Origin of the sequence: Eggerthella sp. BIOML-A4, from assembly GCF_009875575.1 — a bacterium.
Lineage (GTDB): Bacteria > Actinomycetota > Coriobacteriia > Coriobacteriales > Eggerthellaceae > Eggerthella > Eggerthella lenta.
In genome coordinates this window covers 262,448-276,296 of the sequence record NZ_WWRX01000005.1, presented here as the reverse complement: position 1 = coordinate 276,296, position 13,849 = coordinate 262,448, and the positions used below count along the sequence as shown (strand labels likewise).

The following is a 13,849-nucleotide window of genomic DNA, read 5'->3' as shown; positions in this document are numbered from 1 at the left end:
GCCCCATCATCCCAGATGGCAGGAAGGTTACGGGAGCTTGACGATAGCGGAATCGGTCGCGTTCCATACGAAACCGGTCCGCGCCTCCTATCGAATCGCGGGAGCCTCCTCGTCCTGCCCGACCGCCGCCGGGCTCTGCGGCGCATTCGCGTGGTCGCCGAAGAAACGATACTCGGACGTGCGGTAATAGAAAAGGGTGAACGCCATGACGGACACGGCGGCAACAGTGGTGAGCACGCCGCCCTCGATGCCGAAACCGCCCCCGTTGAGCAGGTTTCCAACCGGGTAGGCGCTCACCAGGAACGCGGGAACATCCAAGCCGCTCACCGGCATGCCGTACACGACCGACTGGAACAGGTTCCAAGCGATATGGAACCCTATGCACATCCATACATTGCCCGACTTGTAGTACATGAGGGAAAGGGCGATCCCAAGCAATACGATGTTGACGACCGAGAGCAAGGTGACGTTCGGATTGGTGAGATGGATCAACCCGAAGATCAGCGACGGCACGACGATCACCAGGAACCTGCTGTTCGTCCTCCGCAAAACCGACATGATGAACCCGCGATTCATGACCTCTTCGGCGATGCCCACCGCAACGAACACGAGCGCCCAGGCGAAAAGCGAGAGAGAAAACGGCGAATTGACCCCCTCGACTACCACGTTGCCGGTGGCGAGCAGCAGCAGGAAGATGGCGCTGCACGCCGCGAAACCCAGCGCCATCCCGACAACGCCGTCTTTCTTGAACCGGGCGCGAAAATCACGGAGGCCGAGGTCTTCCCAGCGATACCTCATGATCCTCCACGCAGCCAAGGGGACGGCCAGCATGATGCCCTCCGTCAAGAACTGCAGGGCAACGGGCAACACCGATGCGCTCATCCAATCGACGAGCGCATCGTATGACGCAACATCGAGGCTGGCGGCATCAAGAATCATGCGCAAAGCATCGATGAGCAGGGCGGAGAACGCATAGCCGAGAGCGTAGAACGCGGCCATGCACAGCGCGATGATCCATCCGGATCGCACCATGCCATGCTTGTTCTTGAAAATCATCTTCATGACCAACCTTCTTTCTTCGATAGCGCGCGAGCGACGCCGGCCTAGCGCGCGAACATGAGGCGCTCGCTGTCGAACATGCGCTGCAGCGCAAGCACGCCGACGCCGGCGTACGCGAGGTTGGCGATCACGCAGACTGCCACGTTGAGGGGCTGGAAATCGAACGAGAAGATGCCGATCATGCACTGCACCGAGTTGTACAGCGGAACGAGGTAGTACGCAACCTCGGCCTTCGCGTCGCCGAACATGCCGAGGACGCCCACGAGCATCACCACGATCATGAGCGGCGTCAGGAACATGGTGGCCTCCTTGACCGATTTCGCCAGCGTGGACACCACGGTGATCAGCGCGACGATGACGAGCGTCGTCGACAGGATGACCAGCGCCAGCAACACGTATTCGACCGGGCCGTACACGTTGATGTCGACCGAGCCCTGCATGATGCCGGGCAGCCCCGAGAAGATGCCGATGGCGCTGGACGCCGCGATGAGCAGGCCGATGACGGTGATGGCCAGCACCTTGCCCAGCGCGATATCGCGCCTCTTGATGGGCGTGGCCAGGAGCGTGGCCATGGTGCCGCGCTCCTTCTCGCCCGCCACCGACTCGGCCGCGATGGACATGACGCTGCTGAACACGAGGATGAGCAGCAGAAGCGGCACGATGGACACCACGAGCATGCCCGCGACGTCGCGCTCCTCGGCTACGTCGTAGCCGGCTCCACCCGCGTTGACGTCGAAGCGGTTCGACAGCGACGACTCGTACGCGTCCAGCATCCCTGCGAACGTCGAGCGCGCTTGGCTGGAATCGGGGTCGGTGGAGTTGAAGTAGATCTCCACCTGCGGCGCCGGCACGCCCGACGCGGGGTCGTACGCCGCCACGGCTTCGTCGAAGCCCTCCGGAAACACCGCGAACGCTTTGACGTCGCCTTGCTCGATGCGTTCGCGCATCTCATCGGCGCCGGGCAGCGAAGGCTCGTCCCGCATGTCGACGATCGAATCCGCCGCAAGCGCTTTCACGCTTTCGGGCGCGTTCACCACAGCCACCGCCGGAGGCTTGCTCATATCGGGCTTGAACATGCCGCCCATCGCATCGCCCATGAACGTCCACATGAGGAAGATGAGCAGGCCCGGCAGCACGATGGACGCGAGCGCCGAAGCCTTGTTGCTGAAGAAGCGCGCCAGTTCCTTGCGCGCGATGGCCCACGCGTTGCCTTTCACGATGCCTCCTTCACGCTCGCCGCGTACAGGTCGAAGAACGCGTCTTCCAACGAGCGCTCCCCCGCCACCTCCGACAGCGTTCCCGAGGCCGCCATGCGCCCGTCGATGACGACGCCCACGCGGTCGCACACCTTCTCCACCAGGCTGAAGATGTGGGTGGACAAGAGCACCGTCCTACCGTCGGCCGCCAGTTCCAGCAAGAAGTCGGTCACCGTCTTGGCCGTGAGCACGTCCAGGCCGTTCGTCGGCTCGTCGAAGATGATGACGCGCGGATCGTGCACGAGCGAGATGGCCAGCGACGCCTTCTGCTTCATGCCGGTGGACAGGTCGGCCACCTTCGTCTGCGCGAAACGGTCGATGCCGAAGCGCGCGAACAGCTGGCGCTTGCGCTCGTCGCGCACGGGCGCGTCGACATGGTGCAGCTCGGAGAAGAAGTCGAACAGGTAGTCGGGCGAGAAGACGTCTTCCAGCTTGAGCTCGCTCGTGAGAAAGCCGATGAGGCTGCGCACGCCCGCGGGATCGTCCACGACGGAGACGCCCTCGATCAGCGCGTCGCCCTCGTCAGGCTTCACGAGCGCGGCCAACATGCGCAGCGTCGTGGTCTTGCCGGCGCCGTTCGGGCCGAGCAGCCCGTATATCTCGCCCGGCGCCACGTCGAACGACAAGCCGTCCACCGCGGTCTTCACGCGCGCATCGGTGCGTTCGAGCTTGCGCTGCTTGGCCGAGAGCTTGAAAGACTTCCGCAGGCCTCGTGCGGATATGGCATATTCCATCGGCTCACCTCTTTGAGTCGGATAGGGAACGGTTTTGCATGAGTATAACAGCGAGGGGGGGGGCAAGCGTTTTCCGCCCGCACCCCCGATCGAGCGCTCTACGCGGTCGCCGTCGCCGGCTCGTCGGCGTTATCGGGCGCGCCGGCTGCTGCCTTCTCGCCAGCCTCTTCGGCCTCCTCGCGCTCGAGCACCTTCTGCATGGCGGCGATGGCGCACTCGATCTGGCCGTCGTCGGGCTCGTTCGTGGTGAGGTACTGCATCTGCATGCCGGGCCACAGCACCACCTTCACCAGCGGGTTGTCGGGGTTGCTGCCCGCCCACTTCACCGTGATCTCATAGGAGATGCCGGCGATGACGGGCATCAGCAGGATGCGCACGAGGATGACCAGCGCCAGCTTCGGCGCGCCGTCCGGCACGCCCCACAGCTCGATGAGCCCGTTGATGGGCGTCACCGTGTACACGAAGATGGCGATGACCATGACCATGATGAGGAACGCCGTGCCGCAGCGCACGTGCAGGCGCGGGAAGCTGCGCGCGTTCTCGGGCGTGAGCGGCAGGCCGTGCTCGTAGCAGTGGATGGTCTTGTGCTCGGCGCCGTGGTAGCCGAACATGCGCTTGATCTCCTGCATGCGCCCGATCAGCCACAGGTAGAACACGAACACGCCCACGCGAAGCAGGCCGTCCACGATGTTCCACAGCACGGTGTTCTGGTCGTACTCGCCCACGATGAGGTTCGTGATGAACGCCGGCGCCACGATGAACAGCACCACGCCCAGCACGAGGCCCAGCACCATCGACACGGCCATCTCTTTCTTGCCGAACTCCACCTCCTCGTCCATGAAGGACTTCTTGGCGGGTTCGGGCTGAGACTGGGACTCGGGAGAGGATTCCGGCTCGGAAACCACCTCGAGGGAACGCTGCGCCCCCAACGCATCGATCATCGTATCCGGCCGCCCGAAATCCTCCTTCCAGGAGAAAGCCCTCTCCTCCTCCCCTTCTCCAGCGAGAACGGGTTCGAGGCGCGCATCTTCGCCGCCGTCAGCGTCGGGGTCGGCGGGGATCACGGCATCGTCGCCGAGGGGGGCGTCGTTGCCCACCAAGCGAGTTCCGCACGAGCCGGACAGTCCAGCGGACTGTCCGTGCGAGTCAGGACTGCCGAGCGACCGGGCATCGTCGCCCCCCTCGGCCGCCGCAGGTTCGTCTTCCCCCTCTTCCGCGAACGCATGCAGCGCCGCGATCTCGAGCGCCTTGTAGCCCAGCACGAGCGACTCCAGCATAGCCCGGCATCCGCGCACGAGCGGCCAGTACATCCAACCGTTCTTCTTGCGCCCCGAGGCCAGGTCATGCTCTTCCACGTAGATGCCGCCGCCGGGCTCCCGCACGGCCACCGACCAGTTGTACTTGCCGCGCATCATGATGCCCTCGATGAGCGCCTGGCCGCCTACGTGCGTCTTCAGCGCACCGTCCTCGGAGAACGCCCGCGACAGGTCGCTCTTCTGCTCGGCCATGCTAGGCCCTTTTCACGCGCGGGTACGGGTTCCCGCAGGTCATCTTGCCTTCGGGGCAGTTGCCGCGGATGCAGGGCGCGCCGGCGTCCATGAAGATGAACGGCGCCGTGGGTCTCGCCAACTCCAGCATGCGGTGCGCCATCTCGCGGATCTCCCACTGCGCGCGGTTGCAGCAGCGCAAGCTGAAGAAGTGCAGCAGCTCGCGCACGTTCATCGTGATGACGATCTTCGTCTCGGCCGCGTTCGGCAGCAGGTAGCGCGCGTCCTCGGCGGGAACGCCCGCGGCCAGCAGCTTCTCGTACGCTTCGATGGCGGCCACGATGGCCTCGTCGAACACCGCGTTCGTCTCCTCGTTCGCGGCAACGCTTTCAGGCTTCACCGTGGCCAGGCCGTCGGTGAACTTCACGTAGCGCTGGCTCTGCTGGTTGAAGCTGGCGATGCGGTGGCGCACCAGCTGGTGCGTAAGGGCACGCGAGACGCCGTCCACCGCGAACGTGTAGCTGGCGTGCTCGAGCGTGGACGTATGGCCCGCGCTCATGATGGTGGACAGCACGCTTTTCACGCGCTCCTCCGGCATGGTCTCCATCAGCTCGGCCGCGCCGACGGGCGCGTAGCACAGGCGCGCCGCCGTGGCGATCGCGCGCTCGGGGTCGGGCGTGTGGTACAGCAGTTCGACTTGCATAAGATGAATGCTCCTCGTTTCGGGATAAATTCGGCGGATCGCGCGCACAGAGGCGTTTCATTTCGCTAGTATAGTACCTAAAAGCCCGCAACCATCAAAGCGAGAGGCGCGCCATGCCCGAAAACAACACGTCCGAGTCCTTTGTCAACCCGCTGACCGCCCGCGATTGGAACGAGGAGTGGAAGCGGCTCCAGCAGGCACGACGCCGCTTCGACGACGCGAGCTACTGGGACAAGCGGTCGGCCACGTTCACCACGAAGGACGCGCCGAACCCTTACGTCGAGCGGTTCCTCGAGCTAGCCGGCATCCGCGAGGGCGAGACGGTGTTCGACATGGGCTGCGGCACAGGCGCGCTGTCGGTGCCGTTGGGCAAACGGGGCCACAAGGTGGTGGCCGCCGATTTCTCGCAGGGCATGCTCGGCCAGCTGCAGGAAGCGCTCGACCGCGAGGGCGTGCGCACGGTGTTCCCCAAGCAGATGAGCTGGGCCGACGATTGGCCCAGCCTCGGCGTGCGCCCGGGCATGGTAGATGTGGCGCTCGCCTCGCGCTCCGTCGCGACCGCCGATCTGCGCGATTCGCTGCTGCGCCTCACCGACGTGGCGCGCCGCCGCGTATGCGTCACGCTGGCCACCGGCTCGTCGCCGCGCACCGACGAGCGCATCCTCAACGCCATGGGCCTTTCCAGCGTGCTCGGCCGCGACTACCTCTATGCGTTCAACATCCTGGCGAACGAGGGACTGCGCCCCGAGGTTTCCTACATCGACAGCGAGCGCACCGACACGTTCGACTCGCTCGACGATGCCTACGACGCGTTCGCGCGCATGGCGGACGATGCCGTGGGCGCGACCGTCGGAGCCGAAGAGCGCGCGGAGGCGTTCGGTCGCCTGCGCTGCTGGCTGGAAGAGAACCTCGTGCCGAACGAGCGCGCCGGGCAGCCCGACAAGAAGGGGCTTCCGGAGAAGTCCCTGCGCCTGCGCGAGCCCCGAACGGTCACCTGGGCGTTCATCGCTTGGAACAAGTAGAGCGCGTCCCGAACGGCCGATCGCCGTTCGGGACCCGCTCCGACACAGAAAGGTGGCATAGAAAGAGGCGGTCCCCTTTATACCGCCCTTTTATGCTGTTCGCGCGCCTTACAGCTCGATGCGCTCGAACATGTCGGGACCCACGCTGCACACGGGGCAGGTGAAGTCATCGGGCAGCTCGTCGCCGTATTCGATGTGGCCGCACACCTTGCAGCGCCAGGCGTACTTGGGCTTCGGAGCCTCCGCATCGCCCTCGCCGGCCGCTGCCGCGGCTGCCGGCGCCGCATCGGGCGCGTCGGGCAGGTAGCTCGATGCCTTCGGCGGCGTCTTGCCGCCCTTGACCAGGTGGTAGTAGGCGTACGTCATCGGATCGCCCGCACACAGCTTCTCGGCTTCCTCCACCTCGCCGATGTAGAGGATGTGCGTGCCCAGGTTCACCGCCTGCACAACGCGCACCGAGAAGCGCGCCACGCACTGCTCGGCCACGAACGGCACGCCCGCCGCGTCGACGCCCGTCTCGCAAGAGGCGAACTTGTCCAGGTCGGTGCTGCAATGGAAGCCGAACGTGCCGATGAGCTCCATCGTGGCGTCCTGCGCCAGGCACGAAACGGTGAAGCGGCCGGAGTCGAGAATGACGTCCGTGGTGGCGTTCTCCTTGTTCAGCGCCACGCTTACTTGCAACGGCGACGACGTGACCTGCTGGAACGTGTTAGCGACGCAGGCGGCGCGACGTTCGCCGTCCGTCGCGCCGACGATGTAGAGCCCGTAGCTCAAGCTGAAGAACGCGGTCTGATCGATCATGCGGACACCTTTCCCTCTTCTCGTTTTCTTCCATTTTAATGATAATCATTCTCATTAAGGAAAGCAAGGGTCGAATTGGCCGCATGGTCGAACGCACCGGACGCACAGTAGCCGAACGCCAACAAGCGAGCGGCGCATTGTCGCCCGAAAACACGGAATCGCAGGACGAAGCGTGTTTTTCGGACGACAACGAGCACGGATCTCAGCCGGAAAGGCCGAACGAAGCCCGCACGAGACCGCGCGCGTCGTCGCCCGGCGAAAGCATGAGCGACCCATCCCAGACGCCGGCGAAGCGCTCCTCCGCCCTCGAGCACAGCCAATCACGCACCACAACGAGCGCATGGGGGAACCGCGCCGAGGGCCCGCGCTCCAGAAGCGCCACCGCAGAAACGAGCCCGCCGTCGCGCATGAGTTCGAGCCGCCCCAGCTCGTCGACCACGAGCAAACCGCCCTCCGCACCGACGGTAACGGAGCCCTCAGCGTCGAGTTCGTCCGCCGGAACGACGATGCGCGAACCTCCCGTACTTGGATCGGCCGGGGTCTCGCCCGCCTCCGCTCCAGATGTTTCACGTGAAACATATGTTTGCGCGAACGAATGTTTCACGTGAAACATTCCCGCCGCCGGATCGACGGGGAGGGGCGCGTAGCCCCCGGAGCCCGCTTCTCCCGGCAAAGCCGGCGCTCCCGCGGGAACCGCAGCCAGCTCGGCCGCGATGCGATCGAAGTGCGCGTTCACCCGCGCGATAGCCTCGTCCGCGATCTCCCAGGCCAGCTGGGCGGAGGCGCTCTGGCTTGTCGGATCGAACGATCCCTCGGCCAGCGCCAGGTCTCGCCGCCGCGCGAACGGCACGCGCTCGCCGCCGGGCAGCAGCACGTTGTCGATGCCGAGCTTCTCGAAGCGACCCTCGCCAGCCAGCCCCCGTTCGCCCGGAACCTCGTGCGGCTCCCGCACGCGCCACACGCCAGGTGCCAGCACGCCCGCAACCTGCACGCCGTCACCCGACAGCTCGGCGGCAAGGCGCTCAAGCCAGCGCGTCTTGCCGATCTGCACGTCGCCCGTCAACAAGAACAGCATCGCAGCGCCAGCCCCTTCCCGGTTGTTTATTCTTGAACGTATATTATACTCTACCGCATATTGAAGAATGGCGGCGCGACGGAACACGCCGCCTCGAGGAGAGAAGGCTGCCATGAAACGCTCCGAGAACGAAGCCGTCCGCCGCCCCGACACGCGCGACGACGCAACGCCGTGGAAGCTCTACAACCGCCTGATCGAGGGCATTCCGGAAGATATCGCCGTACGCGATTATTGCCTGGGAACGCACTGGTCCTACGTCGAGGCCGATTGCGGCATGGGCGTGAGCTTCACCTGCAAAGGCGGAGCCCGGCGCGCGTGCAAGCAGGATCTGCGCGGCACGGGGCTGCGCGAGATGGCGGAGCTGGCGAAGTCGTGGTGCTTCGAGGAAGCCACGCTGGGAGTGGCGGCGCTCAACGCCTACTACGCGCGCAAGGAGCTGCTCGACCCGTTGGGAGCAACCTACGACGAACCCATCGAACTGCCCGACGGCACCGTCCGCAAGATGGACGCTTTCGAGCTGTACCGCCCGCGTATCGAAGCGTCCGAGCGCAAGAACGTCACGGTGGTCGGGCACTTCCCGCACGTCGACCGCATCGCCGAGTACGCGAACCTCACCGTGCTCGAACGCAACTGCTCGCAGGAACTCGACACGCCCGACCCCGCGTGCGAGTACGTGCTGCCCGATACCGACTTCGCTTTCATAACCGGCGTCACCATCATCAACAAGACCGCGCCGCGCCTGCTCGAGCTCGCGCGCAATGCGACCACCGTGCTTGTAGGCCCGAGCGTGGTCATGTCGTCGGTCCTGTTCGAGCAGGGAGCCGACGCGCTCGCCGGCAGCGTGGTGGCCGATCCGGAGAAGACCCGTTTCGCAATCAAGAACGGTGCCGGCCAGTTCTTCGGCGAGGCTTTGCAGATGACCATGATCGAACGCGACCGAGCCTAGCCCCTCCTACCCCCGCTCGCAAACCGTACAGATGTTTCACGTGAAACATCTGTACGAGAGCGTTACCGCCCGCGTCGACGCGCGCCCGCATTCTCCGGTCGACCCGCCGTGCGACCCACCGGAACCGGCATGCGCCCCGCCCGCGCGCCAGGCTATCGCCCGCCCCTCGCAAGCTTCAAGCGCCCTTCCCGCCTCGCGCCGCGACTCGCCAAGCGCCCCTTCCCTCCTCATACCGTCTTTATATTATGCTCAATTGATAATAATTGCGTTTTAGTATATATTGATTTAAATATTATTCTCATTTACGAATGTTAAAGGACGAGGGCAATAGAAGCTGTTGAAGACATGCTGGAGGATGGGGAAGGTGCTTCCGGCGCTATGAGCGCCGGAAGCACCGAGGGGCCGGCCCCTCGGCCGCGCGACGATAAGGCGGCGGCTCAATGCGCTTCCCGCCGAAGCGCGCGGCATGGCACGCTCATCCTAGTCGCGCTCGGCGCGCTCGTCCTGGCGAGCACGCTGGCCTCGCTCATGCTGGGCCGCTACCCCATCACCCCGATCGAGGCTGTCGGCATGCTGGCCAACCTGGCGCTCCCCATCGACCCGTTCTGGACCTCCCAGCAAGAGACGCTGTTCTTCCAGGTGCGTCTGCCGCGCATCGCGCTCGCGCTCATGGTGGGCTGCAGCCTGGCTACTGCCGGCGCCGCCTACCAGGGCACGTTCCAGAACCCGCTCGTCTCCCCCGATATCCTCGGAGCTTCGCAGGGCGCGGCGTTCGGCGCCGCAGTGGCCATCCTGCTGGGACTCGGCTCGCTCGGCATCTCGCTGTTCGCGTTCGCCTGCTCCATCGCCGCCGTGCTGCTGGTGCTGGCCGTCGGCACGCGCGCCAAGGGCAACCATCTGCTCATCGTGGTGCTGGCCGGCGTCATGGTCAGCTCGCTGTTCCAGGCGGGCGTGTCGTTCACCAAGCTCATCGCCGACCCTACCGACCAGCTGGCCGCCATCACCTACTGGCTCATGGGCAGTCTGACCGGCGCCAAATGGAGCGACATGGCTTTCGCGCTGCCTCCCATCGCAATCGGTCTCGCGGCGCTGTTCGCCTTGCGCTGGCGCATCAACGTGCTCACCATGGGCGACGACGAAGCCTCCACCATGGGCGTGAACGCCCGTCGCGTGCGGCTCATCGTCATCTTGGCCGCCACCCTCGTCACCGCCGCCAGCGTGTCAATCTCGGGCATGATCGGCTGGGTAGGCCTCGTCATCCCCCACTTCGCGCGCATGATCGTCGGCTGCGACTACCGCAAGCTGCTGCCCGCCAGCATGCTCATGGGCGCCAGCTTCCTGCTCATCGTCGACGACGTGGCGCGCCTCGTGGCCAGCTCCGAGATACCCATCGGCATCCTGACCGCGTTCGTGGGAGCGCCGTTCTTCCTGTACCTCATCACGAGGAGGAAGCAGGGGCTATGAGCATCGATGTCGAACACCTCAGCTTCTCGTACGGCAGCCACCATGTGCTGCGCGACCTGAGCTTCCGCATCCCCGACAACACGCTGGTGAACGTGCTGGGGCCCAACGGCGTAGGCAAATCGACCCTGTTCCGATGCATCCTGTGCCTCAACAACGGCTGGACGGGCAGCATCCGCGTGAACGGGAAGGACCTGCGCTCGATCTCCATCCGCGAGCGCGCGAGCGAGGTCGCCTACATCCCTCAATCGCATTCGTCCACTTACGCCTACGACGTGCTCGACGTGGTGCTGATGAGCGCGGGCGGCGGGATAGGTTTGTTCTCCACGCCGAAGCGCATGCACGTCGACCGGGCGTGGGATGCGCTCGAGCGCGTGGGCATCGCCCATCTGGGTCATCGCTCCTACACGCAGATATCGGGCGGAGAGCGCCAGCTGGTCCTCATCGCGCGCGCCATCGCGCAGAACGCCCGCACCATCATCATGGACGAGCCTACGAGCGCGCTCGATTACGGCAACACCGTGCGCGTACTGTCCACCGTGCGCCAGCTCGCGCGCGAAGGCATGAGCATAGTCCAATCGACGCACCAGCCCGATCAGGCGTTTCTTTACGCCGACCAAACGCTCGTCATCAACGACGGACGCGTGCACGCCTTCGGAAGCCCCAAAGACGTCATTACCAAAGAGCTGGTCAGCACCATCTACGACGTGGACGTGGAGGTCAATTCCCTATACGGCGACAAGGTGCGCGTGTGCGTGCCCGTACGCGAGATAGAGCGATAAACGCAAGGCAACGAAGTCGAAGAAAGGAAGATTCTATGGGAGGGATTACCGCAAGGAGCATGCCCTGGGCGAAACGTCTGCTGGTCGTAGGCGCGCTATGTCTGGGACTGGCGTTCGCGCTGAACGGATGCTCGCAGGCTCCGTCGCAGAACGCACCCGAGAGCGCCGACGGCGCCGCGCAAACCGATCAGGCGACGCAGAACGAGACGCGCACGTTCACCGACTCGGCCGGACGCACGGTGGAAGTGCCCGCGAAGATCGACCGCATCGCGCCGGCGGGCCACACCGCCACGCAGGTCCTGCTTACGATGGCACCGGACAAGCTGGTGACGATCTCGACGGAGCTCACGGCCGACCAGGCGAAGTACCTGGGAGGCGACTACGCCAACCTGCCCGTGACAGGAGCCGCGTTCGGAGCGAAAGGCGACCTCAACAAGGAGGCCGTCGCCGCATCCGGTGCGCAGATCCTCATCGACACCGGCGAGATCAAAGACGGCATGAAAGAGGACCTCGACACGATGCAGCAGCAGCTGGGCATCCCCGTGGTGGTCATCGAGACGAAGATGGAGGACTACGGCGCAGCCTACGAGAAGCTCGGCGAGCTGTTGGGCATGGAGGATCGCGGCAAGGAGCTGTCCGACTACTGCAAGGCCGCCTACGACGAGACCGTATCCGTCATGAGCAAGATTCCCGAGGGCGACCGCGCGAAGGTGGCGTACCTGCTCGGCGACAAGGGGACGAACACCATCGCGAAGAACTCCTACCAGGGCCAGGTGATCGACCTCGTGGCCGACAACGTCGCTGACCTGGGCAAGGTGTCCGGCAGCAGCGCCGGCGTCGAGATCGGCATGGAACAGCTGGCTATCTGGGATCCTGCGGTCATCCTGTTCGGCCCGGACAGCATCTACGACACGGTGGGCTCCGATGCGGCCTTCGCCGACCTGTCCGCCGTCAAGAACGGCTCCTATTACAAGGTGCCCGGCACGCCGTGGAACTGGCTGAACAGCCCGCCGACGGTGAACCAGGTGCTGGGCATGCAGTGGCTGCCGCGCCTGCTGTACCCCGAGCAGTACGACAACGACCTGTACAAGACGGTCGCAGGCTACTTCAAGACGTTCTACGGCTACGACCTGAGCGAGTCCGAGTTCAACGAGATCGCCGCGAACGCGCAGCCCAAGGCATAGGGCACCGCATCGATCGCACGTCCACGGAAAGCCCGGCGCGCGCCGGGCTTTCCTGCTATGATCAACGAAAAACGGTACGAGGAGATGCATATGGGAGAGAAGATCATGGACGGTTTCCCGTCGCGCGAAGAGGCGCTGGCCGACTTCTTCGCAGCATGGGAGCCGGCGAGGAGCGTCGAGTACGTGGCGCTCGACGACGCGGTGGGACGCGTGCTCGCCTGCGACCTGGCGTCGACGAACACGCTGCCGGTGGTGCGCGCCTCGTCGTTCGACGGTATCGCGGTGAAGTCGGCAGCGTTCGCGAACGGCATGCCCGACACGAGCAGCTGGAAGCCCGGCGTGGATTACGTGCGCGCCGACACCGGAGACGACTTCCCCGACGCGTTCGACGCCGTGGTGATGATCGAGAAGGCGGTCGTTCGGGAGGACGGATCGGTAACGTTCGACGACGACGTGACCGTCGAGCCCGGTTCGGGCGTGCGGCCCGCCGGCTCCACGCTGCGCGCGGGCGAGCCGCTCATGAGCGCCGGCAGCATTATCCGACCCACCGACCTGGCCGCTCTCGCCATGGGCGGCGCCACGATGGTGCCCGTGCGCGTCAAACCGCGCGTGGCGTTCATTCCCACGGGCAGCGAGCTCGTACCCGCAGGCATCAAGCCCCGACGAGGTCAAAACGTGGACACGAACAGCCTCATGTGCAAGCACCTCCTCATCGAGTACGGTGCCGAACCCGTGGTGTTCCCCCTCGTGCACGACGATCCCGTCGAGCTCGAACGCGCCTTCGAGGCGGCGCTCGCCACCGCCGACGTCGTGGTGGTCAACGGGGGATCGGCCCTCGGCGAGGAGGATTTCAACGTGAAGCTGGTCGAACGCCGCGGGCAGGTGGTGCACCATTACATCGCCGCCGTGCCGGGACGGCCGCTCATGCTGGCCGTAGCCGACGGCAAACCGGTCGTCGATCTGCCCGGCCCCACCATGGCCGCCTACTTCGGCTCCGAATGGTGCCTGCAAGCGATCACGGCGCGCATCCTGGGAATTCCGCTGCGCCGCCGCCCCGTCGTGCAGGCGCGGGCGGATGCCGCGAAGACGAGCATCCCCAAGATGGCGAACATAGCCCGCGTACACGTGACGCGCGACGACGAGGGCTACGCGGCGCACTTCCTCGATTTCAAAGCCGGGGAGCTGGCCGCGTGCATGACGTCGAACGCCCAACGCGTCTCGCCCCTCGGCGAAGCGGGATGGGCCGAAGGCGACCTTTTGGACGTGGAGTTGCTGCGCGGCGAGGAGTTCGTCGATCAAGGCTAGGGCGCGCCTGAAGCGGCCCCACCGATGCCGTTGT

Annotated in this window: 13 protein-coding genes; 6 read left to right on the top strand and 7 right to left on the bottom strand. The window is 65.2% G+C overall.

Annotated elements, in window-relative coordinates:
• Positions 1-87: 87 nt before the first annotated feature.
• From GT613_RS06640 to thyX, 5 genes are all read right to left on the bottom strand, one after another.
• Positions 88-1,062, bottom strand: a complete 975-nt coding sequence (locus GT613_RS06640) for a CPBP family intramembrane glutamic endopeptidase (protein WP_161171141.1) — start codon at positions 1,060-1,062, stop codon at positions 88-90.
• A 41-nt stretch (positions 1,063-1,103) separates the two neighbouring features.
• Positions 1,104-2,276 (bottom strand): ABC transporter permease, encoded by a 1,173-nt coding sequence (locus tag GT613_RS06635; protein ID WP_009304737.1) that lies wholly within the window; start codon positions 2,274-2,276, stop codon positions 1,104-1,106.
• Complete coding sequence (locus tag GT613_RS06630; RefSeq protein WP_009304738.1) at positions 2,273-3,049, bottom strand: ABC transporter ATP-binding protein; 777 nt, start codon at positions 3,047-3,049, stop codon at positions 2,273-2,275. Before GT613_RS06630 ends, GT613_RS06635 begins: the two co-directional genes overlap by 4 nt.
• A gap of 98 nt (positions 3,050-3,147) precedes the next feature.
• Complete coding sequence (locus GT613_RS06625; RefSeq protein WP_220270310.1) at positions 3,148-4,557, bottom strand: DUF1385 domain-containing protein; 1,410 nt, start codon at positions 4,555-4,557, stop codon at positions 3,148-3,150.
• 1 nt (position 4,558) lies between these two features.
• Complete coding sequence (gene thyX / locus GT613_RS06620; RefSeq protein ID WP_114518295.1) at positions 4,559-5,239, bottom strand: FAD-dependent thymidylate synthase; 681 nt, start codon at positions 5,237-5,239, stop codon at positions 4,559-4,561.
• Positions 5,240-5,352: 113 nt separating this feature from the next.
• Between thyX and GT613_RS06615 the strand changes: the two genes are divergently transcribed.
• Entirely contained in the window at positions 5,353-6,261 is a 909-nt protein-coding gene (locus tag GT613_RS06615) for a class I SAM-dependent methyltransferase (RefSeq protein WP_009304743.1), read from the top strand.
• A gap of 108 nt (positions 6,262-6,369) precedes the next feature.
• On the opposite strand, the gene GT613_RS06610 is transcribed toward GT613_RS06615, so the two are convergent.
• Together GT613_RS06610 and GT613_RS06605 are read right to left on the bottom strand one after the other, a co-directional pair.
• On the bottom strand, positions 6,370-7,062 hold the full coding sequence (locus GT613_RS06610) for a flavin reductase (RefSeq protein WP_086414713.1): 693 nt from the start codon (positions 7,060-7,062) through the stop codon (positions 6,370-6,372).
• A gap of 202 nt (positions 7,063-7,264) precedes the next feature.
• Positions 7,265-8,137, bottom strand: coding sequence for a hypothetical protein (locus tag GT613_RS06605; protein WP_114558122.1), 873 nt, complete (start codon positions 8,135-8,137; stop codon positions 7,265-7,267).
• A 112-nt stretch (positions 8,138-8,249) separates the two neighbouring features.
• Between GT613_RS06605 and GT613_RS06600 the strand changes: the two genes are divergently transcribed.
• The 5 genes from GT613_RS06600 to GT613_RS06580 all read left to right on the top strand — a co-directional run bounded on the left by GT613_RS06600 (position 8,250) and on the right by GT613_RS06580 (position 13,815).
• The gene (locus GT613_RS06600) at positions 8,250-9,083 is read left to right on the top strand and encodes a DUF364 domain-containing protein (RefSeq protein ID WP_021410515.1); all 834 of its coding nucleotides are present in this window, start codon (positions 8,250-8,252) and stop codon (positions 9,081-9,083) included.
• A gap of 378 nt (positions 9,084-9,461) precedes the next feature.
• Positions 9,462-10,547, top strand: coding sequence for an iron ABC transporter permease (locus GT613_RS06595; protein WP_227791330.1), 1,086 nt, complete (start codon positions 9,462-9,464; stop codon positions 10,545-10,547).
• A complete protein-coding gene (locus GT613_RS06590) occupies positions 10,544-11,326 on the top strand; it encodes an ABC transporter ATP-binding protein (RefSeq protein ID WP_009608858.1) in 783 nt (260 codons plus the stop codon). The genes GT613_RS06595 and GT613_RS06590 overlap by 4 nt, the downstream gene beginning before the upstream one ends.
• A 35-nt stretch (positions 11,327-11,361) precedes the next feature.
• Entirely contained in the window at positions 11,362-12,510 is a 1,149-nt protein-coding gene (locus tag GT613_RS06585) for an ABC transporter substrate-binding protein (RefSeq protein ID WP_161171138.1), read from the top strand.
• Between the two features lie 90 nt (positions 12,511-12,600).
• The gene (locus GT613_RS06580) at positions 12,601-13,815 is read left to right on the top strand and encodes a molybdopterin molybdotransferase MoeA (protein ID WP_021410513.1); all 1,215 of its coding nucleotides are present in this window, start codon (positions 12,601-12,603) and stop codon (positions 13,813-13,815) included.
• Positions 13,816-13,849: the final 34 nt, after the last annotated feature.